Origin of the sequence: Allofournierella sp. CML151 (assembly GCF_027853465.1) — a bacterium.
Classification (GTDB): Bacteria; Bacillota; Clostridia; order Oscillospirales; family Ruminococcaceae; genus Allofournierella.
Genome location: NZ_JAPNNW010000002.1, coordinates 82,865 through 108,782, shown reverse-complemented (window position 1 = coordinate 108,782; position 25,918 = coordinate 82,865). Strand labels below are relative to the sequence as shown.

Genomic DNA, 25,918 nt, shown 5'->3' with positions numbered 1-25,918 from the left:
GATGCGTATGACACGAAAGAACCGTGAATTAAAGCTCATTTTCGGGCTGATTGTCGTGCTGTTTGCCGCCTTCCTGGCAGGGCCGATCCTGCTTCTGCTGGGCAAATCTGTGTGGAACGGCGGGCTGACCGGGGAGTTTTATGGCTCGGTGCTGGCGCAGGATGGCTTCCTCGCCGCACTGGGCAACAGCTTCGCGGTGGCGGCGGCTTCCGCGCTGGCGGCCACGGTGCTGGCATTCCTGCTGGCCTACGGGGTGCATTACACCCGCCTGCCGGGCCGCTTCAAGGGCTTTTTGCGGGCGGCGGCCACGCTGCCCATGTTTCTGCCCACCATCACCTACGGCTTTGCCATCATCTACTCCTTCGGCAAGCAGGGTCTGATCACCCGTCTGCTGGGGCGGCAGCTGTTCGACATCTACGGCTTCTGGGGGCTGATGGTCGGCTATGTGATCTACACCATTCCGGTGGCGTTCCTGCTCATCCACAACACCATGGGGTTTGTGGACAAAAAGACGCTCACCGTCTCCAAGGTGATGGGTGACGGGCCGTTGGCCACCTTCTGGATTGCGGTGCTGCGCCCGCTGCTGGGCACGCTGGCCGGTGCGTTCATCCAGGCCTTTTTCCTCTGCTTCACCGATTTCGGCATTCCGGCCTCGGTGGGCGGCGGTTACAAGGTTATCGCCACACTGCTGTATAACCAGATGCTGGGTGGCATTCCGGATTTCAACCGGGGCGCAGTGATCGCCATGCTTATGCTGGTGCCCTCCATCGGGAGCATCTGCATCCTGCAGCTTCTGGAGCGCTTCAACATCCGCTACAACCGCATCTCGGATGCGGAGCTGCGGCGCAACCGCCTGCGGGACGCCGGATGGGGAATCTCCGGTGCGGCTGCTTCCCTGGGGATTCTGTCCATCTTTGCGGTCATCTTTGTGGTGCCGATGGTGGAGGAATGGCCTTACAAAACCGGCTTCTCCCTGGAGCATGTGCAGGCCGTATTTTCTGACGGAAGCCTGCTGGCGGCCTATGCACACTCTCTGATCATGGCGCTGCTCACTGCGGCGCTGGGTACGCTGGTGGCCTATGGAGCGGCACTGATCACGGCGCGCAGCACGCTGGCTTCCGGATACAAGCGGGTGATCGAAAGCATTGCTCTGGTGACCAATGCAATCCCCGGTATGGTGCTGGGCGTGGCGTACCTGTTCCTGTTCTCCGGCACCAGCCTGCAGAACACCCTGCTGCTGATGATTCTGTGCAACGTTGTGCACTATTTTTCCACCCCGTATCTGATGATGAAAAACTCGCTGTCCAAAATGAACGCGGGGTGGGAGACCACTGCGATGCTCATGGGCGACAGCTGGCTCAAAACGATTCTGCGGGTGGTCACCCCGAACGCGCGTTTCAGCCTGATCGAGGTATTCAGTTACTACTTCATCAATTCCATGGTCACCATCAGCGCGCTCATCTTTATTGCGGGCGCACGCACCATGGTATTGACCACCATGATCAAGCAACTGCAGTACGTCAACCGCTTCAACGAGGTATTTGTGCTTTCGCTGCTGATCCTCGCGACCAACCTGGCCGCCAAGGCATTGTTTGCCTGGCTGGCCGGCCGCGGGAACAGCCGGATTTTCAATAAGAGAAAAAGGGAAGGAATCAAACAATGAATGGGAAAAAAGTAATTGCTCTGGGCCTGTCGGCCGCTCTGTGTCTGTCTACGTTGGCTGCCTGCGGTGCGGGCAGCGGAGCCAGCGGCAGCGAGCAGGTGGTCATCTACTCCAACGCGGACGAGGAAGCGGTTGCCGCCATACAGAACGCACTGGACAACAACGGCTATAAAGGTCAGTACATCTTCCAGACCTATGGCACCTCGGAGCTGGGTGGCAAGCTGATGGCCGAGGGTACCAACCTGGAGGCCGATCTGGTGACCATGAGCACCTTCTATCTGCAGAGCGCTCAGGACCAGAACCAGATGTTCCTGCCGCTGACCTTTGAGGTCAACACGCTGACCGAGGTTCCGGATTACACCGCGCCCATCACCTCCCAGGAGGGGGCGATCATCCTGAACACCGAGCTGATGCAGTCCGAGGGTCTGCCCACGCCCACCAGTCTGAAGGACCTGACCGATCCGGTCTATGCCGGTCAGGTGGCGGTCACCGATATTCAGTCCTCCTCCACTGCCTGGCTGCTGATTCAGGCGCTGGTGAACGCCTACGGGGAGGACGGCGCGCAGGAGGTCCTCTCCGGTATCTACGACAACTGCGGCGCCCACATCGAGACCTCCGGCTCCGGCCCTCTGAAGCTGTGCCGCGCCGGTGAGGTAGCCATCGGCTTCGGCCTGCGCCATCAGGCGGTCGCCGACAAGGCGGAGGGAATGCCCATCGACTATGTGGACCCCGAGGAGGGCAACTTCTCGCTCACCGAGTCCATCGCTGTGCTGGACAAGGGCGACAAGACCAACCCCCTGGCTATGGAGATGGCCCAGTGCATCATCGAGAACGGGCGGGAAGAGCTGCTCAAGACCTACCCCAACCCGCTCTATGAAGGCGAGACCGCAGACCCGGCCAACCAGTCGGCCCATCCCTCTGTGTTCAGCGAGCCCCTGACCCTCGATCTGTTCCAGGCCCACCAGCAGCTTTCCGAAGCGGCAAAGGGCTGAGCGAAAGGAGAAAATGATTATGAATCCGTATAAACTGTTGACCCCCGGCCCCCTCACCACCACCGATACCGTGAAGCAGGAAATGCTGGTGGACCGCTGCACCTGGGATGACGACCACAAGGTCGTTACCCAGAAGATCCGCCGCCAGCTGCTGGAGCTGGCTCATGCTTCGGAGGATGATTACACCGCCGTGCTGATGCAGGGCAGCGGCACCTTCGGCGTGGAGAGTGTGTTCTCCAGCGTGGTGGGCGCAAACGATAAGGTGCTCATCTGCTCCAACGGCGCCTACGGTGAGCGGATGGTGGACATCTGCACCCATGCACAGATCCCCTATCTACATTACGCCCAGAGCTATGACCAGGTACCGGACGCGGCACAGGTGGCGCAGCTGCTGGCTGAGGACCCCGCCATCACCCATGTGGCCATGGTCCACAGCGAAACCACCACCGGTATCCTGAACGACATCCAGTCGGTGGGCAAGGTGGTCCGCGACGCAGGCAGGAGCTTTATTGTGGACGCCATGTCCTCCTTCGGCGGGGTGGACATCCCCGTGGCCGAGTGGGGAATCGACTTCCTGGTGTCCAGTGCCAACAAGTGCATCCAGGGCGTGCCCGGCTTCTCCTTCATCATCTGCCGCCGCGACAAGCTGCTGGCCAGCGAGGGCAAGGCCCGCTCGCTGTCGCTGGATCTGCTGGACCAGTGGAAGGGCATGGAGAAGGACGGCAAATGGCGCTTCACCTCTCCCACACATGTGGTGCTGGCGTTCTCCAAGGCGCTGGATGAGCTGATGGAGGAGGGCGGCATCCCTGCCCGCAGCCGCCGCTACCAGGAGAACAACCGCATGCTGATTGAGAAGATGAAGGCCATGGGCTTCGCACCTTACATTGAAGGCAGTCATCAGGGACCGATCATCACCACCTTCTTCTACCCGGCGGGCGTGTCCTTCCAGTTCTCCCAGTTCTACAACTACATCAAGGAGCGGGGCTATGCCATCTATCCGGGTAAGCTGACCGAGATGGACACCTTTCGTATCGGCAACATCGGCGAGATCTATCCCGAGGATATTGAGAAGCTGACCGGTATTATTGCAGCGTTTTTGAAGGAGCGAAAGGAGCAGGCGGCATGATTGAAGCGGTTATTTTTGACTGGGCGGGCACCACGGTGGACTACGGCTGCTTCGCCCCGGTGCAGGTCTTTGTGGAGGCCTTTGCCCACCACGGAGTTGCGGTGACCATGGAGGAGACCCGCAAGCCGATGGGAATGCTCAAGCGGGACCACATCCGTACCATGCTGGGCATGGAGCGCATCGCCAAGGAATGGGAGCGAGTCCACGGCCGCAAGCCCTGCGATACGGATGTGGATGCGGTGTATGCGCAGTTTGAGCCCAAGCTGTTCAGCATTCTGGACCAGTACGCCACGCCCAAGCCCTTTGCGGTGGAGACCGCGGCCCGGCTTCGCGAGATGGGGCTGAAGATCGGCTCCACCACCGGCTACACCGACGCCATGATGAACATCGTGGTGCCGCAGGCGGAAAAGCAGGGCTACGCACCCGATTTCTGGATCAGCCCCGATGGGGTGGACGGAAAGGGCCGCCCGTATCCGTACATGATCTTTGCCAACATGAAAGCGCTGGGCGTAAGCTCGGTAAAGAATGTGGTGAAGGTGGGCGACACCATTTCGGACATCAAGGAAGGCGTCAATGCAGGCGTCTGGACGGTGGGCGTTGTGGAAGGCAGTTCCGAGCTGGGGCTCAGTCAGAGCGAGTATGAGGCACTGACCGAGGCCGAGCAGGAGGAAGTCTGCCGCCAGGTGAGCGAGCGTTTCCGTGCGGCAGGTGCTCAGTTTGTGATCCGCGATCTGAAGGAGCTGCCCGCATTGATCCGTGCGCTCGGCGAGTGATGACAAAAGACTGAAAAAACGCAACAAAAAGCCGGAGGTCTTCCAGCGGTGTAACGCTGGAAGACCTCCGGCTTTTCATTTAAAAAGTACCGGGAATGGAGCGATTCTGAATCCGGCTGCGCAGGTCCAGCACCTTTTGCTCGATGGCCCGGATGGTGGCCTCAAAGGCTTCGTCCGGCTGGCCTGTGGGGTCCTCCAGGCCCCAGTCCTCCCGGTGGCGGCAGGGCAGGGTGGGGCAGCTCACGTTGCAGCCCATGGTCACCACAATGTCCACCGGGGGCAGCTCGGCCAGAAGCTTGCTGCGCTGGGTCTGTTCCATATCGATGCCATGCAGCTGCTTCATCAGGCGCACGGCATCCTGGTTGATGCGGGGCTTGGTTTCGGTGCCCGCGGAATAGCTCTCGAAGGTGTCGGCGGCAAGGGCTTTGCCCAGAGCCTCGGCGATCTGGCTGCGGCAGGAGTTGTGCACGCAGACGAAGGCCACGCGAATCATCTGGTCCATGGTTTATTCCATTCCTTTCCGGATCAAGTCCTTGACTTCATCCTTGCCGGGCACCCGGCCGTAGCACACCACCTTGCCGTTGACCACCAGGGCGGGGGTGGTTATCACGCCGTAGGCGGCAATCTGGGAAAAATCGGTGATGTGGTCCACCTCGGGGGTGAGGCCCAGCTCGGTCATGGCAGCCTTGGCAGCTTCCTCCAGCTGGTTGCACTTGGCGCAGCCGCCGCCCAGTACCTTGACCATCCGGCCGGTGTCACCGCTTTCCACCGGAACAGCACAGCCGGTGCCACAGCCGCAGGAAGCCTGCGGTGCGTCATTTTTCTTCTTAAAAAACAAACCCATTGTAATAACCTCCTGCAATTAAACAAAAAGGAATTGAATTGCGTTGAAAAAGTAGCCCACCAGAATGATACCGATGGTGCAGATGGCCACGAACATAGCCAGCAGGCGGGGCTTGATGGCCTTGCGCAGCATGATCATGGAGGGCAGCGACAGGGTGGTCACCGCCATCATGAAGCTGAGAATGGTACCCAGCTGCGCGCCCTTGGAGAGCAGGGCCTCGGCCACCGGGATGGTGCCGAAGATGTCTGCGTACATGGGAACACCCACCAGAACCGCCAGGACTACGCCAAAGGGATTGCTGCTGCCCAGAATAGTTTCCACCCAGGCTTCGGGAATCCAGTTGTGAATGATGGCTCCGATGCCCACGCCCACCAGAATGTAGGGAAAGACCTTTTGGAAGGTGCCAACCATCTGCTCTTTGGCATAGGTCAGGCGGTCCCTGCGGGTCAGGGTGGGGGCCTGAATGTCCACGCTGCCCGCGTTGAGGATGAAGTCCTCCACATGGCGCTCCATGTGCAGCGCCTCGATCAGGCTGCCGCCCGCCACCGCGATGACCAGCCCCACGATCACATAGGTCACGGCCACCTTGGCACCGAAGATGCTGGCAAGGAGAATCAGGCTGCCCAGGTCCACCATGGGGGAGGAGATGAGGAAGGAGAAGGTGACACCCAAAGGCAGGCCCGCACTGGTGAAGCCCATGAACAGGGGGATGGAGGAGCAGGAGCAGAAGGGGGTGACGGTGCCCAGCAGAGCGGCGATGCAGTTGGCCCCCAGGCCGTGAAACCGGCCGATGATCTTTTTGCTGTGTTCGGGCGGGAAGTAACTTTGAATGTAGGAGATGAGGAAGATCAGCGCACACAGCAGGATGGTGATCTTGATCACGTCGTACACAAAGAACTGCAGGCTGCCACCCAACCGGGATGTGATATCCAATCCAAGAGCGCTGAGCAGGGAGCCGATGGCGCTGTTCAGCCATTTCATGCCCAGGACCTGGTCCTGGAGAAAGGTCCAGATCATTGGCAGCACCCCGCTTTGCATTCACAGTTTTTGCCCAGACCGGCCAGAAAGGCCTGAAGGGCCTCCAGGGTTTCCCGGTTCAGGGAATAGTGAGACCATTTGCCCTCCTTGCGGGCGTTGACCAGACCGCACTCACACAGGATCTTCATGTGATGGGAGAGGGTGGGCTGGGTAAACTGGAACTGTTCCAGCAGCTTGCAGCCGCATTTTTCCCCATCGGAAAGCATCTGAACGATCTGCAGGCGGTTGGTATCGCCAAGGGCCTTGCAGAGCAGAGCAACGTCGGCAGCGACCATGTAAATCACCTCACATAGAACTTTGTCTATGTGAGAGTATACCGCATAGATAGATGAATGTCAATATGAGAAATGCAAAAGGAGCATAAAAAAGCCCGGCGGCAGGGGAAGCCTGCCACCGGGGGGATTTGAGTGAATAGTGAAGAGTGAATAGTGAAGAAGTAAGGTGTGCCGCAAAGCGGCACGGATTTTAAGGGACCGGGTATACCGGCTTGTGTATCGCGTCCCGATGTCCGGTCGAGTCCGCCAAAAAGGCAGCTAGAGGTTCTTGCTGAGGAAAACCCGGTGCGTACCGGCTTACATATCGCGCTCCAATGGCCGGTCGAGTCCGATAAAAAAGGCAGCTGGCGGATCTTGCTGAGGAAAACCCGGTGCGTACCGGCTTGCGTACCGCGCCCCAATGGTTGGTCGAGTCCGCTAAAAATCAATCTTCGTCCAGCTTGAGGACGGCGGTGAAGGCCTCGCTGGGCAGTTCTACGCTGCCGAGCTGACGCATCTTCTTTTTGCCTTCCTTCTGCTTCTCCAGCAGCTTTTTCTTACGGGTGATGTCGCCGCCGTAGCACTTGGCCAGCACGTCCTTGCGCATGGCCTTCACGGTTTCGCGGGCGATGACCTTGCCGCCAATGGCCGCCTGAATGGGAATCTCGAACATCTGGCGGGGAATGTTCTCTTTCAGACGCTCTGCCAGACGGCGGCCCTTGGCGTAGGCCTTGTCCGCATGTACGATCATGGACAGGGCGTCCACCATGTCGCCATTGAGCAGCATGTCCAGCTTTACCAGCTTGGATTCTTTAAAGCCCTTCATCTCGTAATCGTAGCTGGCGTAACCGCGGCTGCGGCTCTTGATGGCGTCGAAGAAATCGTATACGATCTCGCCCAGGGGCAGCTCGTAGTGCAGGTCCACGCGGGTTGCGTCCAGATACTTCATGTCGATCATGGTACCGCGCCGGTCCTGGCACAGATCCATCAGGCTGCCCACATACTCGCTGGGAGTGTAGATGTGCGCGTCCACAACGGGCTCCTCCTGCTTGGCGATCCGGCCCGGATCAGGGTAGTCGGAGGGGTTCTCGATCACCTTCACCTCGCCGTCGGTCATGGTGATGCGGTATTCTACGCTGGGGGCCGTGGTGATCAGGTCCAGATCAAACTCGCGCTCCAGACGCTGGGTGATGATGTCCAGATGCAGAAGACCCAGGAAGCCGCAGCGGAAACCAAAGCCCAGCGCCACACTGGTCTCCGGCTCAAAGCTCAGGGAAGCGTCGTTCAGCTGCAGCTTCTCCAGCGCGTCCTTCAGGTCCGGGTACTGGGAACCGTCCACCGGGTAGATGCCGCAGAATACCATGGGGGTCACCTTGCGGTAGCCGGGCAGCGGTTCCGGGGTGGGATTGGATACCAGGGTCACGGTATCGCCCACGCGGGTGTCCTGCACGGTCTTGATGCTGGCGGTCAGGTAACCTACCTCGCCCGCCTGCAGCTTGTCGCAGGGGGTCAGGCTGGTGGCGCCCATCCGGCCCACCTCCACCAGGGTGAACTCCGCGCCGGTGGCCATCATGCGCACGGTGTCGCCCGCCTTCACGGTGCCTTCGAATACGCGGATATACACAATAACACCCTTGTAGCTGTCGTAAACGCTGTCAAAGATCAAAGCCTTCAGCGGGGCGTTCTCATCGCCGGTGGGGGCGGGAATGTCCTTGATCACCTGCTCCAGAGTGTCCTCAATGCCGATGCCCATCTTGGCCGATACCCGGGGCGCGTCCAGACAGGGCAGACCGATCACATCCTCCACTTCCTGAGCCACCCGGTCCGGCTCGGCGCTGGGCAGGTCGATCTTGTTCAGAATCGGTACCAGCTCCAGGTCATGCTCCAGAGCCATGTAGGTGTTGGCCAGGGTCTGAGCCTCTACGCCCTGGCTGGAGTCCACCACCAGAATTGCGCCCTCGCAGGCCGCCAGGCTGCGGCTCACCTCGTAGCCGAAGTCCACGTGGCCCGGGGTGTCGATCAGGTTGAACTCATAATCCTTGCCGTCGCGGGCTTTGTAATTCAGGGTCACCGCGCGGGCCTTGATGGTGATGCCGCGCTCCCGCTCCAGGTCCATGTTGTCCAGCAGCTGGTCCTCCATCTGGCGCTCGTCCACGCTGTGGGTCTTTTCCAGAATGCGGTCGGCCAGGGTGCTCTTGCCGTGGTCGATGTGGGCAATGATGCAGAAATTGCGGATGTTATCTCTTGCCAAAAACGTCTCCTCCTATATTTTAAACTCTATGCGATGTGCCTTGCGCTTCGCTGCGGGGCGCGGCCAGCAGGGCGGCCCCGAATAGCAGCAGGCAGCAGGAATAACAAAACGGATAACGGGCGTTGGCCTCCCACAGGGTGAGAAACGCCAGGTTGCCCAGCAGACAGATTGTGCAGAAGAACAGGCCATGATCGCCGGTACGGCGGCGGTTCAGAATCCCGCGTGCTGCGGCCGCAAAGGCTCCGGCCCAGAGCAGCCAGTAGACTGCCTGGCCGAAATCCGCGGTCAGGCCCGCATGTGTGCCGTCCACACAGAACCATTCGTGCAGCCAGGTGCGCTGCACCGGCGCCAGGTTCACCATCTGGGGTGCGGTATACAGCCCGTCCGCCCAGTCGGTTTCCGCCTTGGTGAAGAACAGCCAGGCCAGGCTCTGCGGGCTGGAAAGCAGATGCTCCAGATTGGTCCGGATGCGGGCCAGGTTCGCGGCTTTCTTCTCCTCAATGGTGGGGTAGCGGCCGGTGTAGGTGAAGCTTTCGTTGTTGAAGGCTCCGTCATTTTCCAGCCCCATCATGATCCAGTGGGTGGCAGGGGTGTGCATGGACTCATACAGGGACAGGTCCAGCAGCCCGCAGTTCCACTTGTAGGCGTTGAAACCGGAAATCACCGCCGCACTGCCCAGGCAGAACAGCAGCAGCGCGGCCAGCGCACAGCTTAAGGCGCGGCGCAGACCGGCCCAGAATCCCGGACGCAGCGCAAGATATACCGCAAAGGCGGGGTAGAGCAGCAGGGCGTTGCCCTTCATCAGAAAAGCAGCTCCCACAAGAATGCCCAGACCGGCGCAGCCCAGCAGGCGGGTCCTTCGGGAAAGATGGCACCACCGGGCCTCCAGCGCCAGAAAGGCCCACAGGCTGCCCGCCACCAGAGGGGCGGCCATGGTGTCGGTATAAACAAAGGCGGTGAAGATGTAGTAAGGCAGGAACACCAGGCAGAGCACCAGCGCCGCGGCCTTGCCCCGGCGGCCCCACAAAAGACCTGCCGCACCGCATACGCACACTGCCGCGGTGAACAGACACAGAACGTTCAGCCCCATGGCCCAGGCAGGGCCGGTGGCTCCGGTGAGCAGATACACCGGCCGGTACATCCAGTACAGCACGAACATACAGAAGACGTTGGTGTCCACACTGGCGAAATAGTCGTTGTACAGCGCGGGCACGGTGCCCTGCGCCAGTTCGGTGGCAGTGCGCAGCACCGCCTCGGTGTCAAAGGGGGAGGTGGTCAGGTCCTGCAACAGCAGAAAACCGCTGCCCAGCTGCAACACCAGCAAAAGCGCCAGACCGCCGCCGAATACCGCCCGCCAGCGGCCGGGGCTGAGCCGGTCCACCAGAGGCAGAAAGCGGCGCAGTGCGAACGCGCCTGCCGCCAGCAGCGCACAGAACGTCAGCCTGCGAACACTCAGGTCCAGATGGCCGCGCAGCCCGATTACCAGAAAAATGCAGGCGAAGGCAGCCAGAAACAGCAGCCATACCGCCCGGCGCAGCCCGGCCTGCACGTTCGGCCCGGTCACCGGCTGCCCTCCGCGATACGGTAGCCCATGCCCTTCAGAAGGCGCAGGGCGTTTTCGTGATCCGCCGGGTCACCGGCAGCACACAGATCCGAGCGCACCGTGATGTCCGCGTTCAAAAAGGCCGAGTGCAGCACAATGGCGTTGCTCACCACGCAGATGTTGGTGACCACGCCGCAGACCTCGATCTCCTCCGGCTCGCCGCCGCACAGCGCCCGCACCGCGGCGGGCAGGCCCTCGGCACCGAAGGTGGGCTTGTCCAGAAAGGCCACGCCCGGCAGAACGGCCTGCTCGTATTCTGCAAGCTGACCGTACAGATGCCAGCCTTCGCTTCCTTTCAGACAGTGGGGCAGGGGCAGAAAGCGCCCCTCCCGGCTGGTCAGATAATCCGCACCGTGGGTGTCGCGGGTGAACAGTACCTGCCAGCCCTCGGTCAGGGCCTGCTTCACCCGATCCGCCAGGGGAGCTTCCAGGGCGCGGGCCGCTTCAAAGCCCAGCGCGCCGGAAACAAAATCCACCTGATAGTCCACAACACACAAAAGCTTGCTCATAACGGGCACATCCTTTCGTTTTTATTTACATCTGTTTCAGGTAATCCGCAACGGCCACGCAGCGGCCCTCCCGCAGATATACCCGGGGAACGCGCAGCGCCAGGCCACACATAATCTCGTAGGGGATGCTGCCGACCTTGTTTGCCACGTCGTTCAGGCTGTCGGCGCCGGGACCGCCGAAGACCACGGCCTCATCGCCCTCCTTCACGTCGTCCAGACCGGTCACATCCACCATCATCTGGTCCATGCAGACACGGCCCAGCACCGGCGCAGCGTATCCGCCGATGGAACAGACGCCCTTGCCGGAAAGCAGACGGGGATAGCCGTCCGCATAGCCCACGCAGAGAGTTGCCACCTTGCGGGGAGCGTCGGCGGTGAACTGCAGCCCATAGCTGAGTGCCTGGCCGGGCAGCAGCTCCTTCACCTGGCTTACCACGGTCTTTAAGGTGAGCACCGGGCGCAGCCCGTCCAGATGGACCTCGTCGCTGGGGTCACAGCCGTAGAGCACGATGCCCGGCCGCACCAGATCCATACCCCATTCCGGGTGCTCCACCAGAGCGGCGGAGTTGCAGCAGTGCACGGTGCGCAGCTTGTGGCCCCGGGCCTCCAGGCCTTCTTTCACCTGCACAAACAGGCTGTGCTGGCGGTTGGTGTATTCCACATCCGCCGCCGCATGGCTGTCTGCTACCGCAAAATGCTGGAACATGCCGGTGATCTCCAGCCCCTCCAGACCAAAACAGGCCTCCAGCTGGTCCAGACAGGCGGGGATGTCCTCCTCACAGCGGGCGATGAAGCCCAGCCGGCCCATGCCGGTGTCGATCTTCAGATGGCAGCGCACCCGGGCACCTGCCTCCACAGCCGCGCTGCTCAGGGCCTGGGCGTATTCCGGGCTGAACACCGCCTGGGTCAGCCGGTGACAGGCCAGAGTGGCCGCGCAGGCCGGGTCGGTGTGGCCCAGAATCAAAATCTCGCCGGTCACGCCGCCGCTGCGCAGATGCAGCGCTTCAGCCAGGCAGCTCACCGCGAACCATTTGGCACCCGCGTCCGCTAAAGTACGGCAGACAATGCCGTCGCCGTGACCATAAGCCCCGGCCTTGACCACCGCGCACACGGCGGCAGACCCGGCGTGCTGCTGCAGCAGCCGGAAATTATGGGCCAATGCGTCCAAATCCACCTCGGCCCAGCAATGCTTTTCGAAATTCAAACCAAAACACCTCGATGTTATTGTGTTGAAAGGGGCTGTACGCTGTCAGCCCTTTGCCACAGGAGCCCAGCCGTCCAGGTTCGCGCCCTGCATGGCCCCCAGCATCTTCTGGCGGAAGGCCTTGTCCTTGCGGCACATGGCAGCCACGTAGTCCTTCATCTCCTGGCGGCGGGTGGCGCCGTCCGCCGGGCAGGCGCTTTTTACAATCGGAAGCTCCTCGTGTTTCACTGCGCGGCGCACGTCGCTTTCAGTGGCAAGGATCATGGGCCGGATCATGGTCAGGTCCTTGCGGGAAAGATAGGTCACCGGAGAGAAGCAGCCCAGCCGTCCCTCGCCCCAAAGATTCATATAAAAGGTTTCAATGGCGTCGTCCAGATGATGGCCCAGCGCCACCTTGTTGCAGCCCAGCTCCTTGGCGGTGTCGTGAAGCAGCCCCCGGCGCATCTTGGCGCAGAGGGCACAGGGGTTGGGTTCCTTGCGCACATCAAACACGATGGCTCCGATGTTGGACCGCCGAATCTCGAAGGGCACCTCCAGCTTGGCGAAGAGCTCCTCCAGGGGGGCATAATCGGTGGCCTTGCCGCCGAACTGGGGGTCCAGACTCACCGCCACCACCTCGAAAGGAATTCGCAGGTAGCGGCGCAGATGGGCCAGCCCCACGGTGAGGGCCACACTGTCCTTGCCGCCGGAAACACCCACGCAGATCCGGTCACCGGGCTCGATCATTTTGTATTCTTGAATGGCTTTGCGCATCAGGCCTTCCAGCCGCTGCATGGCAGTACCACCTTTCGCTTTATATATAGTATTATAAAAGGCGGGCTATACCGCCAAATGCTGAGGGCGGCAAGAAGCCTACCCTATATTATAGCATGCCTTGCCGGGTTACGGACAAAAATCCTGCTTTTTGCCGGGCAAAAAAGCGGAAATCCCCGGGCGGGCCCGGGGGCGCTGTGGCCGGCTGCGGCCATTATACCACGCGGCAGGCAGCTTGCACAAACTTTTGCAAAACTTTTTGAAAAAATTAAATTTGAGAAAACGGGAGAAAATGAGAGCAAGAAAGAGAATAAAGGAGTTTGACCAGATTAAATTAAAAATATCGAAAAAAGTGCTTGACGCGGCGGGCAAAGTAAGATATAATCACTCTTGCGTCAAAGTGCGCTTTCAATGGAATGTTTCCCGCGCCCACCGGCGCGACTGTTCAAAACAAATTCAGGAGGAAAATCGACATGAGCACTACTCTCGCTAAACCCGCCCAGATCGAGCGCAAGTGGTATGTGATCGACGCCGCGGGCAAGCCCCTCGGCCGCGTTGCTGCCCAGGCTGCTGTTCTGCTGCGTGGCAAGAACAAGGTTACCTTTACTCCCAACGTGGACTGCGGCGATCACGTGATCGTGATCAACTGCGACCAGGCTGTTCTGACCGGCAAGAAGCTGGAGAAGAAGTACTACCGTACTCACTCTGGCTGGATCGGCGGCCTGAAGGAGATCCAGTACAAGACCCTGATGGCGGAGAACTCCGACAAGGCTATGTACGTTGCCATTAAGGGCATGATCCCCTCCAACACCCTGGGTGCCAAGGCCATGACCCGTCTGCGCTGCTACAAGGGCGCTCAGCACGAGCAGGCTGCCCAGAAGCCCGAAGTTTACGAGTTTTAATAGGAGGCAATAGAGTATGTACGAGACTAAACCTTACTTCTACGGCACCGGTCGTCGTAAGAATTCCGTTGCCCGTGTTCGCGTTTACAACGGTACCGGCAAGATCACCATCAACGGCCGCGATATCGATGATTACTTCGGCCTGGAGACCCTGAAGCTGATCGTTCGTCAGCCTCTGGCTGTGGCTGAGGTTGAAGGCAAGTTCGACCTGGTCGTTCGCGTTGGCGGCGGCGGTGTTTCCGGTCAGGCTGGTGCTATCCGTCACGGCCTGGCTCGCGCCCTGCTGCAGTACGACGAGAACCTGCGCCCCGCTCTGAAGAAGGCTGGCTTCCTGACCCGCGATCCTCGTATGAAGGAACGTAAGAAGTACGGTCTGAAGGCTGCCCGTCGCGCTCCCCAGTTCAGCAAGCGCTAATCGTTATCAGAAACCTTCAAAAGCCCTGGAAATCCTCGGATTTCCGGGGTTTTTCTGTTTGATGAGCTTTGATGAGGTTCGACACAATAAGACCCATTTTCACCCAATTTCTAGTGGTTACCAAGTGGATAACCGGCAAAAAAAGAGCACCAAGTGGTTACCAAATAGGATAACTCCTTGCCTGTAAATGTCGGGTAGATGCGCATAATAGCAAAGCGGAAAGTTCATGCGGAAGGCAGAACGAAATCTCATGGCAAGGGATTGTTACAACCGTCCGGCCCGGGTGGGATAGCTGGAGAATATCCAGGCAAATGATTCCGGCGCTTTATTGTGATGGTTTGAAGATACATCCTTTCTAAGACTGACGAGATGAAAGCAGAAAATAAACCGGCCTTCCGTTATTGGGAGGCCGGTTTTGGTATGTCAAAGTTTTTTGTGCAGAAAACTGCGCACATTCAAAAATCAGATTTTATGTCGGGAAAGCAGAAAAGATCCAAAAGATCCGAAGTGGAGCATGAAGCTGAAGTAGCATTAATAAGCTTGCTGAGTGTAACTGGAGTCATATTCAAAAATGACGCCACATATTTGTGACTGATCTGATCCAGAACATTGGGATAGTAGCGTAAAAACCACCGGTAGCGCTCGGCCGCGCTGTACTGGTACATCATAACCTTGAGCTGGTGATGATATCCCCAGGAATAGAGCATCATTTTTTGATAAAGCGATTGTATGGCAGCGTGTCGCTGTGCAAGCAAGAGAAAATCAGAAATGGGTAAGGTGAAGACCAGAGAATTTGTCAATGCCTCAATGGTAAGGCTGGAGCTGACGTTCAGGTTGGAATCTGGCATAAGGGGATAGCCGGGGGTGATCACCAGACAATCTGTGATTTCGTTTCCGTCTGCATCCAGGAAAAAGCCCCGAAATACCCCCGAAATACCCCGTTTACCAACAGACAGATCGGGGTGGGATTTTCGCCGGTATCAAACAGCTTGTATCCTTTGGGAACATTCTTTATCTTACAAACAGTAAGCGCTTCGGCCAGTAAATCCTCCTGCTGGAGCCCCAGAACATTGCGCAAAAAATCCAGTTCAGACACGATACATTCCCCCCACGTATTTTTGTTCAGTATATCATAGAAAAGGTTAAAATTTCAAACGATGTTATAGTGCTGACAAGTAAAATATGAGGGCTATTTAGATGAAGAATCTATAAATAGCAAAATATATAATGTGTGGTTTAGCAGGATTGCCTTGAGATATGGCTGAAAAATCAAAGCAGGAGTAATATACCTGAAACATGTTGATAAGATCCATCCAGAATCTGTGTACTATCCAAATTTCCGGGAACTTTTGTGATTCCTTGTTTTTTGAAATATAGCGTGACGGAAAATGAATGTTTTATGCGGCTGTATCTGCTCTGATGGGATATGTATACAAATGATTGAATTTTGGATCGCATCGACGAGGAAAGAAAGCAAAATTCCAGAAAAGCCTTTTGTCTGCTCCGCATAAAAGGAGAAATGCTTTTTTGTGCAAGCAGCCAAAGAGAAGAAGGATATGTTAATAAATTCGCAAAGCAGCTTGTTTTTGCAGGGACGCTGTAGTAGGATAAGTATAAATAACACATGTTATTTAACCTGGAAGGGAGGGAGCAGAGGTGCCGCCGCAAAAACGCATTTTCCAACAGGATATTCTGGAGGCCGCCGCCAATCTGGTGGCCCAGCAGGGGCCACAGGCGCTTTCGGTGCGCAGTCTGGCCCGGGCCATGGGCTGCTCCACCCAGCCCATCTATTCCGCCTTCGAGAGCATGGATGCCCTGCACACGGCCCTCATCGACTATGTGCGGGAGCATTATCTGCGGGCGCAGGCCAGCAGCTACAAGCAGGTGGCGCTGTCCTTTTTAAACTTCGCCCGCAGCCAGAAGAACCTGTTCCGGTTGGTCTATCTGCGCCAGCGTCCGGCAGGGGAGACCTTGTTCGAGGACCCCAACGCGGAGGAGACCATCCGCCAGCTGCAGGCCAGCCTGGAGCTGGGCCGGGAAAAGGCCACCGAGCTGCACCGGCGCATGGTCTATTACTGCTATTCCATGGCGGTTATGATGGCCACCGGTTATCTGGAATTCTCGGAGGAGGAGATCGACCGGGAGCTGACCGAGGATTACCGTATCGTATTGAGTTACTACAAGCAGGTGAAAAGCGAAGAGGAGCTGCAGCACTGGCTGTACCGGTCGCGGAACCTGTTGGGATAAACCAAAGGAGGAACACTATGGCAACAAATGCAAACAAGGCCTATGACGTGGTGGTCATCGGCGCGGGCAACGGCGGCCTGGTGGCAGCCATTCGGGTGCTGCAGGCGGGCTATTCCTGCCTGCTGCTGGAGAAGCATAACCTGCCCGGCGGCTTTGCCACCAGCTTCAAGCGGGGCCGCTTCGAGTTCGAGGCCAGCCTGCACGAGCTGAACGACTTCGGCTCCGCCGAGGAACCCGGTGACATCCGCACCCTCTTCCGCAGCCTGGGCGTGGAGGACAAGATCGACTGGGTACGCATCCCCGAGGCCTACCACCTGATCACCACCGACAAAAAATACGACTGTGTAATGCCCTTCGGCATCCAGGCCTTCATCGACAAGATGGAGGAATACTGCCCCGGCAGCCGCAAGTCCATGACCGAGTTCTTCGAGCTGTGCAACGAGGTACGGGATGCCCAGACCTACTCCAACTCGGTGAACGGCAACACCGACTCCGAGTACATGAAGAAGAACTTCCCCAACTTCATCAAGGCGGGCAGCTACTCGGTGAACCAGGTGCTGGACGCGCTGAAAATGCCCGAAAAGGCCAAGGACATCCTGAACGCCTATTGGTGTTACCTGGGCGTGGACTGCGACCGCATGAGCTTTTTGCATTACGGCTCCATGGTCATCCGCTACATCACCCGGGATGCCTGGATGCCCAAGATGCGCTCCCACGAGATCAGTCTGGCAATGGATGCCCGCATCCGGGAGCTGGGCGGCGACATCTGGTACCAGTCCGAGGCTGAGACCATTCTGGCGGACGACGTTGGTCACATCCGCGGCGTGAAGCTGACCGACGGCAAGGTGATCGAAACCCGCCACGTGATCGCCAACTGCTCGCCCCACCTGGTCTTCGGCAAGATGCTGGAGAAGAAGGCGGTTACCGAGCAGATGGTGCGCGCTACCAACAGCCGTACCTTCGCGGGCCGCGGCTTCACCCTGTTCCTGGGCCTGAACCGCTCGGCCGAGGAGCTGGGCATCACCAGCCACAACTATTTCATCTACGACACTGCCGACACCGTGAAGCAGTACGATATGATGCGCAAGGTGAGCACCAACCACGTGCAGGCCACCGTGTGTCTGAACAACGCCTACCCGGAATGCTCCCCCGAGGGCACCTGCATGATGTACTTCACCACCATGTTCATGTCCGACGACTGGGGCAACGTGACCGAGGAGGACTACTTCAAGGCCAAGGACCGGGTTGCCGACGATATGATCCGGGTATTCGAGCGGGAGACCGGCTGCAAGATCCGGGATGCTATCGAGGAGATCTGCGTGGCATCGCCCACCACCTATGCCCGCTACTGCGGCCATCCCGAGGGCGTGATCTACGGCTATGAGACCGCCGAGTGGGACAGCCTGATGCCCCGCATGATGATGATGAAGGAGGACGCGCTGATGAGCCCCGGCCTGCGGTTTGCGGGCGGCTACGCTATGCGCTCCAGCGGCTACTCCAGCGCGTATGTGTCGGGTGATCTGTCCGGCCGTCAGACGGTGGGCGATTTGAAGAAGGAGGCGAAGGCGGTATGAATTTCAAGAAACAGCCTTTTGGTTTTATGGATATGCTGCGGTTTAAAAAGCTGGTGCCCAACCGCCGCAAGATGCTGGCGGAAGGCCCCAACACTCCGCTGCCTCAGGAATACCGCACCAACACCCTGGCGAAGAAGCTGCACCCCGGCTACATGCGGGTGGAGCTGACCGCCGCCCGCCCCCTGACCGACACCATCCGGGAGCTGACCTTCCGCCGGGTGGACGGCGAGGCCTTTCCCTTCTTCCGGGCAGGCCAGTACGCCTCCATTCAGGTGAAAATCGGCGACAGCCTGGTCAGCCGCCCCTATTCCATCGTATCCAGCCCCCGGCAGGCCCTGGCGGGCGAGCTGGTACTGGCGGTGGAGAACGCGGGCTTTGTGTCCGGTTATCTGACCCAGAAGGCCCAGGTGGGCGACCGCTTTGTGATGACCGAGCCCTCCGGCGAGTTCCACTACGAGACCCTGCGGGACAGCCGCAGCATTGTGTGCATCGCAGGCGGCAGCGGCATCACCCCCTTCATGTCCATGGCCGCCAGCCTGGCCGACGGGGACGAGGACTACCAGATGACCCTGTTCTACGGCGCGCGCACCGCGGACCAGCTGGCCTACCGAGCCGAGCTGGACCAGCTGACCGCCCGTTGCAAGGGTCTGAAGGTGGTCTACGTGCTCAGCGACGAGGAGTGCCCCGGCTGCGAAAAGGGCTTTGTGACCGCCAAGCTGGTGGAACAGTATGCGGACATTGCCGCCAGCACCTTCTTTCTGTGCGGTCCGCAGGCCATGTACGACTTCGTGGAAAAGGAGCTGGCCCCCTACGCTCTGCCGAAAAAGGCGGTTCACCGGGACGCGGGCTGCTGCGGCGACCTGCCGGTGGAGAATCCCGCCAGGTTCACCCTGACCGTGCACATGCGGGACGAGGTGTACACCATCCCCGCCATGCAGAACGAGACCCTGCTCACCGCCATGGAGCGGGCGGGCCTGAACGCCCCCAACAAGTGCCGGGCGGGCGGCTGCGGCTTCTGCCACAGCAAGTGGCTGGCCGGTGAGTACCATGTGGCCGAGGGCCGGGACGGCCGCCGGGAAGCGGACCGGAAGTTCGGCTTCATCCATCCCTGCGTGACCTACCCGCTGAGCGATATGGAGATTGACGTGCCGGTGGCATACTGAGCAACAAAAGAGGAGGAATCATCCCAATGGATCAGCGTTATGAACCCTTGTTCACCCCCTGGAAAATCGGCAATGTGGAGATGAAAAACCGCATCGTGATGTGCCCCATGGGCGGCACCTCACTGTTCGGCTGGATGGAACCCAACCACTTCGACAAGGTGGCGGCGGAGTTCTTTTTGAACATCGCCCACAACAACGTGGGCCTGATCATCCCCGGCATCGCCCCTTTGCGGGACCCCATCGGCGGCCGGTGGCTGTATCAGAACCCGGGCATGTTCAAGGAGCTGAAGGCCTACATGGAGCAGATCCATGCCACCGGCGCCAAGCTGTTCGTGCAGCTCACCGCTGGTTTTGGCCGCAGCTTTGCCATCACCGACCAGCTGAGCATTCTGCTGCGCAACAAGGCGCTGGGCACCCTGGCCAAGCCCATCGTGGACGCCTCGTTCCTGTGCGCTTCTCCCAGTGAGCTGCCCTCCCGCTGGGCCGAGGACGTGATGTGCCGGCCCATCACCAAAGAGGAGATCCACCAGCTGGTGGAGGCCTTCGCCAAGACCGCCAAGCTGTGTAAGGCGGCGGGCGTGGACGGCGTGGAGGTGCACGCGGTGCATGAGGGCTATCTGATGGACCAGTTCACCCTGCCCTACACCAACCAGCGCACCGACGAATACGGCGGCAGCTTTGAAAACCGCTATCGGTTCGCGGTGGAAACGGTGCATGCCATCAAAAAGGCCTGTGGTAAGGACTACCCGGTTTCTCTGCGGTATTCGGTGCTGAGCAAGACCAAGGGCTTGTGCAAGGGCGCGGTGCCCGGCGAGGAGTACACCGAGGTGGGCCGCGACATGGCCGAGAGCGAGCGGGCAGCCCGGTACCTGCAGGAGGCCGGCTACGACATGCTCAACGCGGACAACGGCACCTACGATGCCTGGTACTGGGCCCATCCGCCCCAGTACATGCCCCAGAACTGCAATCTGGAGGACGTGGCCCACATCCGCAAGTTTTTGGACATCCCGGTGGTCTGCGCCGGACGCATGACCCCGGAGGCAGGCGCGCAGGCCATCGCCGCGGGCCAGATCGACGGCATGGGCGTGGCCCGGCAGTTCCTGGTGGACGGCGCCTGGGTCACCAAGCTGAAGGAGGGCAGGGAAGAGGACATCCAGCCCTGCATCTGCTGCCACAACGGCTGCTTCGCCCTGGCCCACTACAAGGGCGTGGCCAATGACGAGGACTTTAACGACGTGCTGCACATGGCCCGCTGTGCGCTGAACCCCACCACCATGCAGGGCCATAAATACGACATCCTGCCCGCCAGGAAGCCCAAGACCATAGCGGTGATCGGCGGCGGCATCGGCGGCATGGAGGCCGCCCGCATTGCCACCCTGCGGGGCCATAAGGTGACCATCTACGAGAAGACCGACCGCCTGGGCGGTGTGTTCATCGCCGCCGCCGCGCCGGACTTCAAGGAGAAGGACAAGGAGCTGATCCAGTGGTACCGCCGCCAGATCGAGCAGCTGAAGATTCCGGTGAAGTTCAACACTAACGTGACCGATCTTGCCCAGCTCAAGGCGGATGAGGTCATCGTGGCCACCGGCGCGGCGGCCCGCAAGCTGCCCATCCCCGGTGCGGACCGGGCTATGGACGCGGTGGATTATCTGGAGGGCAAGCCGGTGGGCCAGCGCGTGGTCATCATCGGCGGCGGCCTGAGCGGCTGCGAGATCGCCTATGACCTGTACCGCAAGGGCAAGACCCCTGTCATCGTGGAAGCCAAGAACGACCTGATGGCGGTGCGTGGCCTGTGCCTGGCCAACTCCTCCTACCTGCGGGACTTCTTCGAGGCCAACCGGGTGGAGGTGCACCTGGAAAGCAGCGTGGAGAAGATCGACGCCAACGGCGTGACCGTGAAGGGCAAGAACGGCGCAAGCCAGACCCTGGCAACGGACGATGTGATCCTGGCCGTGGGCTACACCCCGGCCCCGGCCTTCGCCAAGGGCCGCCACGTGCATGTGATCGGCGACGCCTGCAAGGTGGGCAACCTGCGCACCGTCGTCTGGCAGGCCTGGAAGGTGGCCGAGCGGCTGTAACCAAACCGCATTAGGTTAAAATAAAACGATCCCCTCGGGAATCCGGCAAATGTCCGGCTCCGGGGGGATCGTTTTTTGTTGCTTCTTATTTTTTCAGAAGCGCGCGCAGCGGGCAGTCCGGTGCAAGCAGCGGGAACTCGGTGCGCAGAGCCTCCAGACAGTGGGCGTCGCTGCCGGTGAGAAAGGGCAGCGACGGGGGAACCAGCCCGGCGGCAGTCAGTGCCGCCGCCCGGTCCGGGTCGGCCAACTCCGCCAGCGAAAACTCCGGCTCTTCGGGCCAGAGCCCCAGCACACTGAGCAGGGAATAGCTGTCCCGGTCGATGTGAGCGGGCACCGGAACACCGCCCAGCTCCCGGCAGAGGCGGGAGGTCTCTTCCAGCGTCAGCCCGGCGGCTGTGGTAAGCAGCTTTTTGGGCTGGTCGATGATCTCGTCGTCCTCGTTCATCACCCATTGCGGACCCCAGATGGCCGGGTCCCAGTCGAATTCCGGCAGGCTCTCGTAAAGGGCATCGCCCAGGGCCAGTGCCGCCTCCACCGTGGGAAGATAGCACAAAAGATGGATCTCCTCGGCGGTGTTGGCCTCCAGCGCGGGCAGCAGCTGTACCCCGTAGGCCTTACAGCATTTTTCAGCGGCGGGCAGGTTCCGGGCGCTGTTGTGGTCCGCGATGGCGATCACATCGGCCCCGTTCAGAGCACACAGCCCCGCAATGGTGGCGGGGGTCATCTCCCGGTCTGCGCAGGGGGAAAGGCAGGAGTGGATGTGCAGGTCGTACCGCATGCCCGGTCACCTCCCGTTGGTTTTGATGAATGCTTACAGCTGACCCAGCTTGCGGGCCAGCACCAGAGCAGCCTCATAGGCGGGCAGGTCGGTGGTGAACAGGGCCACCCCCTGCTGTGCGGCCCGCTCCAGCGCGTCCGGCATCCAGGCGGCCTCCTGGCACAGCACCACCGCCGCCGCGTCGGCCAGGCTGGCCACCGCTACCGTGTTGATGTTGCCCATCACGGTGAACCAGACCCTGCCCTCGGTGCAGCGGCTCATGGCCCAGCTGAGCAGGTCGCAGCAGAAGCCGCCGGTCACCTCATGCTCAGGCACCGGCCCGGCGGGAACAAAGCCCAGATTTTCCAGTTCAAGATTGGTCATCGTCCCGGCTCCTTTCCTGTAAAAGCTCTTCCAGACGGCGGCGCATCAGCACGGTACAGTCCTCCGGCTTTGCCCGGCCGCGCACCACATCCTCGGCCAGGGCCTCGCAGCTGGGCGCGCCGCAGCCGCCGCAGTCCAGCCCCGGCAGCTGGGACAGAATGGTCCGCAGCCGGCTGTATTTTTCCATCTGCTCGGCCCGGGTGCCCTCCAGCTCCATCACCGGGGCATAGGCGGGAGGTGTGTCCCACCGCATGAAGTCCGGCACCTGACGGCTGCTCAGATGGGAGCGAGCCTCCGGCAGGCCACGGCGCAGCTGCTTCATTTTGGCTTTGGCGATGAAGGGGTTTTCCACCTGCAGTACGCCGCCCACGCAGCCGCCCGCGCAGGCGTTCAGCTCCACAAAGTGCAGGCCGGGCAGCTTTTCGTCCTCCAGGTCCTCCAGTACACGAATGACATTTTCGATGCCGTCCGCCGCCAGGTAGTCGTCCACTCCGCGCAGGCTGATGCTCTCGCCGGTGCTTTCGCCCCAGCGCACGCCCGCGCGGCCGATCTGGCTTTTGCCCTCGCTGGGGGTTTGCTTCATGGCCCACAGCATGCGGGGATAGATCTCCTTGATGCTCACCGCCGCGTCCAGAGCGCTGTGCTCCACCCCCAAGGGGCTGCGCACATAGCTGATTTTGGCCGGGCAGGGGGAGAGAAAAATGCAGCCGATTTTCTCCGGTGCAAGGCCGGTGCGGCGGGCAGCGTCCCGCTTGGCAATGCGGGCGGCCACCTCCACCGGCGGAGCCAGCGGCAGCAGATGAGGCAGCAGGTCCGGGTAGCGCACCCGAATCAGCCGCACCACGGCCGGGCAGGCGCTGCTGATCAGGGGCAGCGGCTGGCCTCCGGCGGTGATCAGGCGGCGGGTGGCGTCGCTCACCAGCTCGGCGGCCCGCCCCACCTCAAACACCTCGTCAAAGCCCAGAGCGAGCAGCCCGTCCACCACCAGGTCCGGCCCGGGCAACCGGTTGAACTGACCCAGAAAGCTGGGCGGCGGCAGGGCAATGGTATAGTCGAACCGCTCCGTCACCGAGAGAGGGTCCGCGGCGGCGGTCTTGGCGTGATGGGGGCAGATGCGAATGCACTCGGCGCAGTCGATGCAGCGGGCCGGGTCGATGATGGCCTTGCCGCCCCGCACCCGGATGGCCTGGGTGGGGCAGCGCTTGATGCAGTTGATGCACCCCTTGCACAGCGCCCGGTTCAGGGTCACGGAATGGATGAATTCCTGTTTCATGGCGGCCGCCTTTCCTCACAGAAGCACATTCATGCGGATGGTGGTGCCCTGCCCGGGCTGGGATTCGATGAAAAATTCGTCGCTGTAGCGCTTCATGTTGGGCAGGCCCATGCCTGCCCCGAAGCCCAGGCTGCGCACCTGCTCCGAGGCGGTGCTGTAGCCCTCCTGCATGGCGAGGGCGATGTCCGGGATGCCGGGGCCCTGGTCCTCCAGCCGCATCTGAATGGCCTCGGGAGTCAGCTCCACAAAGATCTGCCCGCCGCCCGCGTGAATCACCAGATTGATCTCGCCCTCATACAGCGCGATGGAGGCCTTGCGGATGGCCTCAGGGGGAAAGCCCATTCGCTTTAAGGTGTGCTTCAGGTCCGCCGAGGCCTCCCCGGCGCGGGTGAAATCGTCGCCGGGCACGATGTATTCCAGCCGGATGGGCTCAGTCATGGCCGCCACCTCCCCGCAGGCCTGCCTGGTACAGAATACCGCAGGCGGAGAACATGGTACGCTGGGTGGTCAGCACTGCGATGCCTCGCTGCTCGGCCAGCTCCAGCACCTCCGGCGAGGGGCGCTTGCCCCGCACGAACACGATGCACACCATGTCCATCATGTCGGCGGTGCGCACCACCTGAGGATTGTTCAGCCCGGTGAGCAGCACGGCCTGATTTTTCACAAAGGCCAGCACATCGCTCATCATGTCGCTGCCGCAGGCATTGTGGACCTGGGTGTCCAGCCGGGCGCCGGGTGTGAGCAGCTCTGCGGGAAGAAGCTGCAGAATGTCCTGAATGGTCATGGCGGTTTCGCCCCTTTCCATGGGTTTTCTTCTTTCAGTATACGGCAAAAAGGGCAAAGCGGGCAATGGCCTTTGAAAAATCTGTCTGTGGCAGGTTGCATAAAATTTGCCCAATTGTTTTTCTTTTGCGAAGATTAAAACTATGCAAAATTTATAGGAAAACGGGCAATTTTGTGTTACAATGATACCACTGAGTAAACGATACAGGCGGTCGCCCGGACTCAAAATTATCCCGGGCCCCGCGAAAAAACAGAAAACGGAGGGATACCCAACATGAGGCGTTTTTCCACCCTGCCCTTCGCAGGGACCCCCGAACAGGAGCAGCAGCTCACGGAATGGCTGGACCAGCACAAGGATATGCCCGGCGTGACCATGCCTGCTCTGCAGAAGGCCCAGGAGATCTACGGCTACCTGCCCATTGAGGTGCAGCGCATGGTGGCGGATGCATTGGGCATCCCGCTGGCCGAGGTCTACGGCGTGGCCACCTTCTATTCCCAGTTCCGGTTGGTGCCCCAGGGGCGCTACCGGGTGAGCGTCTGCCTGGGCACTGCCTGTTATGTAAAGGGCAGCGGCAAGCTGTATGAGAAGCTGCAGGAGAAGCTGGGCATTGGCGACGGAGAATGCACACCGGACGGCAAGTTCAGTCTGGACAGCTGCCGCTGCGTGGGCGCCTGCGGTCTGGCCCCGGTGATGATGGTGAACGACGACGTGTACGGCCGTCTCACCGGCGAGGACGCCGAGCTGGACGCCATTCTGGCCAAGTACGAGTAAGCGGCCATGCAGGAGCTGAGCATGCATGTGATGGACATCGCCCAGAACGCGGTGGCCGCCGGGGCGGCAAATACCCGCATCCTTTTAAGGATGGACACCGCCGCCGACCGGCTGGAGCTGACCGTGGAGGACGACGGCCGGGGCATGACTGAGGAGCAGGCCCGGGCGGCGCTGGACCCCTTCTATACCAGCCGCACCACCCGCAAGGTGGGCCTTGGCCTGCCGCTGCTGCGGCTGACCGCCCAGCTTACCGGAGGCGACGTGGCCATCGAGAGCGCGCCGGGCAAGGGAACACGGGTCACCGCCTGGTTCGGCCTTTCCCACATCGACCGCCCCCCGCTGGGTGATATGGCGGGCACCATCTCCGCCCTGATGCAGGCAAACCCTGAGCGGGACTTTTGCTACGAGCTGCATGTGAACGACCAAAGCTTCGCGGTAAACAGCCGCGAGATCAAACAGATTCTGGGCGGTGTGTCTCTGGCACAGCCCGAAGTGGCACTGTTCCTCCGGGAATACATCGAGGAAAACAGCGCCCCCCTGCTGGAAAAGGAGTGAAACGA

At 60.4% G+C, this 25,918-nt stretch carries 28 protein-coding genes; 12 read left to right on the top strand and 16 right to left on the bottom strand.

Annotated features, from left to right (window positions below; all coding sequences use genetic code 11):
* The first annotated feature begins 1 nt into the window (after position 1).
* The 4 genes from PH256_RS02170 to phnX are packed head-to-tail and all read left to right on the top strand — an operon-like array spanning position 2 to position 4,554.
* Positions 2–1,663 carry an ABC transporter permease subunit gene (locus PH256_RS02170; protein ID WP_333766218.1) on the top strand — a complete coding sequence of 554 codons (1,662 nt, stop codon included), beginning with the start codon at positions 2–4 and terminating at the stop codon, positions 1,661–1,663.
* Positions 1,660–2,655: an extracellular solute-binding protein gene (locus PH256_RS02165; RefSeq protein ID WP_270912801.1), complete on the top strand. Its 996-nt coding sequence runs from the start codon at positions 1,660–1,662 to the stop codon at positions 2,653–2,655. Before PH256_RS02170 ends, PH256_RS02165 begins: the two co-directional genes overlap by 4 nt.
* Before the next feature lie 19 nt (positions 2,656–2,674).
* On the top strand, positions 2,675–3,781 hold the full coding sequence (locus PH256_RS02160; protein WP_270912800.1) for a 2-aminoethylphosphonate--pyruvate transaminase: 1,107 nt from the start codon (positions 2,675–2,677) through the stop codon (positions 3,779–3,781).
* Positions 3,778–4,554 (top strand): phosphonoacetaldehyde hydrolase, encoded by a 777-nt coding sequence (phnX, locus tag PH256_RS02155; protein WP_270912799.1) that lies wholly within the window; start codon positions 3,778–3,780, stop codon positions 4,552–4,554. Before PH256_RS02160 ends, phnX begins: the two co-directional genes overlap by 4 nt.
* Positions 4,555–4,633: 79 nt before the next feature.
* On the opposite strand, the gene PH256_RS02150 is transcribed toward phnX, so the two are convergent.
* The 9 genes from PH256_RS02150 to PH256_RS02110 form a co-directional block, all read right to left on the bottom strand.
* Positions 4,634–5,056 (bottom strand): arsenate reductase ArsC, encoded by a 423-nt coding sequence (locus PH256_RS02150; protein WP_270912798.1) that lies wholly within the window; start codon positions 5,054–5,056, stop codon positions 4,634–4,636.
* 3 nt (positions 5,057–5,059) lie between these two features.
* Positions 5,060–5,398 carry a thioredoxin family protein gene (locus PH256_RS02145; protein WP_270912797.1) on the bottom strand — a complete coding sequence of 113 codons (339 nt, stop codon included), beginning with the start codon at positions 5,396–5,398 and terminating at the stop codon, positions 5,060–5,062.
* Between the two features lie 18 nt (positions 5,399–5,416).
* Entirely contained in the window at positions 5,417–6,415 is a 999-nt protein-coding gene (locus tag PH256_RS02140; RefSeq protein ID WP_442866643.1) for a permease, read from the bottom strand.
* Entirely contained in the window at positions 6,412–6,711 is a 300-nt protein-coding gene (locus PH256_RS02135) for an ArsR/SmtB family transcription factor (protein WP_087183327.1), read from the bottom strand. Before PH256_RS02135 ends, PH256_RS02140 begins: the two co-directional genes overlap by 4 nt.
* Positions 6,712–7,135: 424 nt before the next feature.
* Positions 7,136–8,941 carry a translation elongation factor 4 gene (gene lepA / locus PH256_RS02130; protein WP_087183328.1) on the bottom strand — a complete coding sequence of 602 codons (1,806 nt, stop codon included), beginning with the start codon at positions 8,939–8,941 and terminating at the stop codon, positions 7,136–7,138.
* Between the two features lie 19 nt (positions 8,942–8,960).
* Positions 8,961–10,505, bottom strand: a complete 1,545-nt coding sequence (locus PH256_RS02125; protein WP_270912795.1) for a hypothetical protein — start codon at positions 10,503–10,505, stop codon at positions 8,961–8,963.
* Positions 10,502–11,053 carry a cysteine hydrolase family protein gene (locus PH256_RS02120; RefSeq protein WP_087183330.1) on the bottom strand — a complete coding sequence of 184 codons (552 nt, stop codon included), beginning with the start codon at positions 11,051–11,053 and terminating at the stop codon, positions 10,502–10,504. Before PH256_RS02120 ends, PH256_RS02125 begins: the two co-directional genes overlap by 4 nt.
* 25 nt (positions 11,054–11,078) lie before the next feature.
* On the bottom strand, positions 11,079–12,257 hold the full coding sequence (gene alr, locus PH256_RS02115) for an alanine racemase (protein ID WP_270912794.1): 1,179 nt from the start codon (positions 12,255–12,257) through the stop codon (positions 11,079–11,081).
* A 45-nt stretch (positions 12,258–12,302) separates the two neighbouring features.
* Positions 12,303–13,031: a tRNA 2-thiocytidine biosynthesis TtcA family protein gene (locus PH256_RS02110; protein ID WP_087183332.1), complete on the bottom strand. Its 729-nt coding sequence runs from the start codon at positions 13,029–13,031 to the stop codon at positions 12,303–12,305.
* A 452-nt stretch (positions 13,032–13,483) separates the two neighbouring features.
* Between PH256_RS02110 and rplM the strand changes: the two genes are divergently transcribed.
* Both rplM and rpsI read left to right on the top strand, forming a co-directional pair.
* The gene (gene rplM / locus PH256_RS02105) at positions 13,484–13,912 is read left to right on the top strand and encodes a 50S ribosomal protein L13 (protein WP_058967082.1); all 429 of its coding nucleotides are present in this window, start codon (positions 13,484–13,486) and stop codon (positions 13,910–13,912) included.
* A gap of 16 nt (positions 13,913–13,928) precedes the next feature.
* Positions 13,929–14,327 carry a 30S ribosomal protein S9 gene (gene rpsI, locus PH256_RS02100; protein WP_058967081.1) on the top strand — a complete coding sequence of 133 codons (399 nt, stop codon included), beginning with the start codon at positions 13,929–13,931 and terminating at the stop codon, positions 14,325–14,327.
* 455 nt (positions 14,328–14,782) lie between these two features.
* On the opposite strand, the gene PH256_RS02095 is transcribed toward rpsI, so the two are convergent.
* Positions 14,783–15,199 (bottom strand): Crp/Fnr family transcriptional regulator, encoded by a 417-nt coding sequence (locus tag PH256_RS02095; RefSeq protein ID WP_270912793.1) that lies wholly within the window; start codon positions 15,197–15,199, stop codon positions 14,783–14,785.
* Positions 15,196–15,423: a hypothetical protein gene (locus tag PH256_RS02090; protein ID WP_270912792.1), complete on the bottom strand. Its 228-nt coding sequence runs from the start codon at positions 15,421–15,423 to the stop codon at positions 15,196–15,198. Before PH256_RS02090 ends, PH256_RS02095 begins: the two co-directional genes overlap by 4 nt.
* 560 nt (positions 15,424–15,983) lie before the next feature.
* Between PH256_RS02090 and PH256_RS02085 the strand changes: the two genes are divergently transcribed.
* The 4 genes from PH256_RS02085 to PH256_RS02070 are packed head-to-tail and all read left to right on the top strand — an operon-like array spanning position 15,984 to position 21,389.
* A complete protein-coding gene (locus PH256_RS02085) occupies positions 15,984–16,574 on the top strand; it encodes a TetR/AcrR family transcriptional regulator (protein ID WP_270912791.1) in 591 nt (196 codons plus the stop codon).
* 17 nt (positions 16,575–16,591) lie between these two features.
* Positions 16,592–18,148, top strand: a complete 1,557-nt coding sequence (locus PH256_RS02080) for a phytoene desaturase family protein (RefSeq protein WP_270912790.1) — start codon at positions 16,592–16,594, stop codon at positions 18,146–18,148.
* Entirely contained in the window at positions 18,145–19,311 is a 1,167-nt protein-coding gene (locus PH256_RS02075) for an iron-sulfur cluster-binding domain-containing protein (RefSeq protein ID WP_270912789.1), read from the top strand. The genes PH256_RS02080 and PH256_RS02075 overlap by 4 nt, the downstream gene beginning before the upstream one ends.
* Positions 19,312–19,337: 26 nt before the next feature.
* Positions 19,338–21,389, top strand: coding sequence for an oxidoreductase (locus PH256_RS02070; protein WP_270912788.1), 2,052 nt, complete (start codon positions 19,338–19,340; stop codon positions 21,387–21,389).
* Between the two features lie 85 nt (positions 21,390–21,474).
* On the opposite strand, the gene PH256_RS02065 is transcribed toward PH256_RS02070, so the two are convergent.
* The 5 genes from PH256_RS02065 to PH256_RS02045 are packed head-to-tail and all read right to left on the bottom strand — an operon-like array spanning position 21,475 to position 24,587.
* Positions 21,475–22,167, bottom strand: a complete 693-nt coding sequence (locus PH256_RS02065) for a PHP domain-containing protein (protein ID WP_087183339.1) — start codon at positions 22,165–22,167, stop codon at positions 21,475–21,477.
* A 33-nt stretch (positions 22,168–22,200) separates the two neighbouring features.
* Complete coding sequence (locus PH256_RS02060; protein ID WP_270912787.1) at positions 22,201–22,530, bottom strand: hypothetical protein; 330 nt, start codon at positions 22,528–22,530, stop codon at positions 22,201–22,203.
* Positions 22,517–23,803: a [Fe-Fe] hydrogenase large subunit C-terminal domain-containing protein gene (locus PH256_RS02055; protein ID WP_270912786.1), complete on the bottom strand. Its 1,287-nt coding sequence runs from the start codon at positions 23,801–23,803 to the stop codon at positions 22,517–22,519. The genes PH256_RS02060 and PH256_RS02055 overlap by 14 nt, the downstream gene beginning before the upstream one ends.
* A gap of 15 nt (positions 23,804–23,818) precedes the next feature.
* Positions 23,819–24,241 carry an ATP-binding protein gene (locus PH256_RS02050; protein ID WP_087183342.1) on the bottom strand — a complete coding sequence of 141 codons (423 nt, stop codon included), beginning with the start codon at positions 24,239–24,241 and terminating at the stop codon, positions 23,819–23,821.
* A complete protein-coding gene (locus PH256_RS02045) occupies positions 24,234–24,587 on the bottom strand; it encodes a DRTGG domain-containing protein (RefSeq protein ID WP_270912911.1) in 354 nt (117 codons plus the stop codon). The genes PH256_RS02050 and PH256_RS02045 overlap by 8 nt, the downstream gene beginning before the upstream one ends.
* Positions 24,588–24,860: 273 nt before the next feature.
* Here PH256_RS02045 and PH256_RS02040 point away from each other — a divergent pair, with 273 nt between their 5' ends.
* Together PH256_RS02040 and PH256_RS02035 are read left to right on the top strand one after the other, a co-directional pair.
* The gene (locus PH256_RS02040; protein WP_087183344.1) at positions 24,861–25,358 is read left to right on the top strand and encodes an NADH-quinone oxidoreductase subunit NuoE family protein; all 498 of its coding nucleotides are present in this window, start codon (positions 24,861–24,863) and stop codon (positions 25,356–25,358) included.
* 6 nt (positions 25,359–25,364) lie between these two features.
* On the top strand, positions 25,365–25,913 hold the full coding sequence (locus PH256_RS02035; protein WP_270912784.1) for an ATP-binding protein: 549 nt from the start codon (positions 25,365–25,367) through the stop codon (positions 25,911–25,913).
* Positions 25,914–25,918: the final 5 nt, after the last annotated feature.

Excerpts from the sequence above, each read along its gene's own strand:
- PH256_RS02075 (WP_270912789.1), top strand. The coding sequence starts at position 18,145 with ATGAATTTCAAGAAACAGCCTTTTGGTTTTATGGATATGCTGCGGTTT.
- PH256_RS02170 (WP_333766218.1), top strand. The coding sequence starts at position 2 with ATGCGTATGACACGAAAGAACCGTGAATTAAAGCTCATTTTCGGGCTG.
- PH256_RS02150 (WP_270912798.1), bottom strand. The coding sequence starts at position 5,056 with ATGGACCAGATGATTCGCGTGGCCTTCGTCTGCGTGCACAACTCCTGC.
- PH256_RS02110 (WP_087183332.1), bottom strand. The coding sequence starts at position 13,031 with ATGCAGCGGCTGGAAGGCCTGATGCGCAAAGCCATTCAAGAATACAAA.
- PH256_RS02045 (WP_270912911.1), bottom strand. The coding sequence starts at position 24,587 with ATGACCATTCAGGACATTCTGCAGCTTCTTCCCGCAGAGCTGCTCACA.
- PH256_RS02165 (WP_270912801.1), top strand. The coding sequence starts at position 1,660 with ATGAATGGGAAAAAAGTAATTGCTCTGGGCCTGTCGGCCGCTCTGTGT.
- PH256_RS02160 (WP_270912800.1), top strand. The coding sequence starts at position 2,675 with ATGAATCCGTATAAACTGTTGACCCCCGGCCCCCTCACCACCACCGAT.
- PH256_RS02035 (WP_270912784.1), top strand. The coding sequence starts at position 25,365 with ATGCAGGAGCTGAGCATGCATGTGATGGACATCGCCCAGAACGCGGTG.
- phnX (WP_270912799.1), top strand. The coding sequence starts at position 3,778 with ATGATTGAAGCGGTTATTTTTGACTGGGCGGGCACCACGGTGGACTAC.
- PH256_RS02040 (WP_087183344.1), top strand. The coding sequence starts at position 24,861 with ATGAGGCGTTTTTCCACCCTGCCCTTCGCAGGGACCCCCGAACAGGAG.
- PH256_RS02135 (WP_087183327.1), bottom strand. The coding sequence starts at position 6,711 with ATGGTCGCTGCCGACGTTGCTCTGCTCTGCAAGGCCCTTGGCGATACC.
- PH256_RS02145 (WP_270912797.1), bottom strand. The coding sequence starts at position 5,398 with ATGGGTTTGTTTTTTAAGAAGAAAAATGACGCACCGCAGGCTTCCTGC.
- rplM (WP_058967082.1), top strand. The coding sequence starts at position 13,484 with ATGAGCACTACTCTCGCTAAACCCGCCCAGATCGAGCGCAAGTGGTAT.
- rpsI (WP_058967081.1), top strand. The coding sequence starts at position 13,929 with ATGTACGAGACTAAACCTTACTTCTACGGCACCGGTCGTCGTAAGAAT.
- PH256_RS02050 (WP_087183342.1), bottom strand. The coding sequence starts at position 24,241 with ATGACTGAGCCCATCCGGCTGGAATACATCGTGCCCGGCGACGATTTC.
- PH256_RS02055 (WP_270912786.1), bottom strand. The coding sequence starts at position 23,803 with ATGAAACAGGAATTCATCCATTCCGTGACCCTGAACCGGGCGCTGTGC.
- PH256_RS02070 (WP_270912788.1), top strand. The coding sequence starts at position 19,338 with ATGGATCAGCGTTATGAACCCTTGTTCACCCCCTGGAAAATCGGCAAT.
- PH256_RS02120 (WP_087183330.1), bottom strand. The coding sequence starts at position 11,053 with ATGAGCAAGCTTTTGTGTGTTGTGGACTATCAGGTGGATTTTGTTTCC.
- PH256_RS02060 (WP_270912787.1), bottom strand. The coding sequence starts at position 22,530 with ATGACCAATCTTGAACTGGAAAATCTGGGCTTTGTTCCCGCCGGGCCG.
- PH256_RS02140 (WP_442866643.1), bottom strand. The coding sequence starts at position 6,415 with ATGATCTGGACCTTTCTCCAGGACCAGGTCCTGGGCATGAAATGGCTG.
- PH256_RS02080 (WP_270912790.1), top strand. The coding sequence starts at position 16,592 with ATGGCAACAAATGCAAACAAGGCCTATGACGTGGTGGTCATCGGCGCG.
- PH256_RS02065 (WP_087183339.1), bottom strand. The coding sequence starts at position 22,167 with ATGCGGTACGACCTGCACATCCACTCCTGCCTTTCCCCCTGCGCAGAC.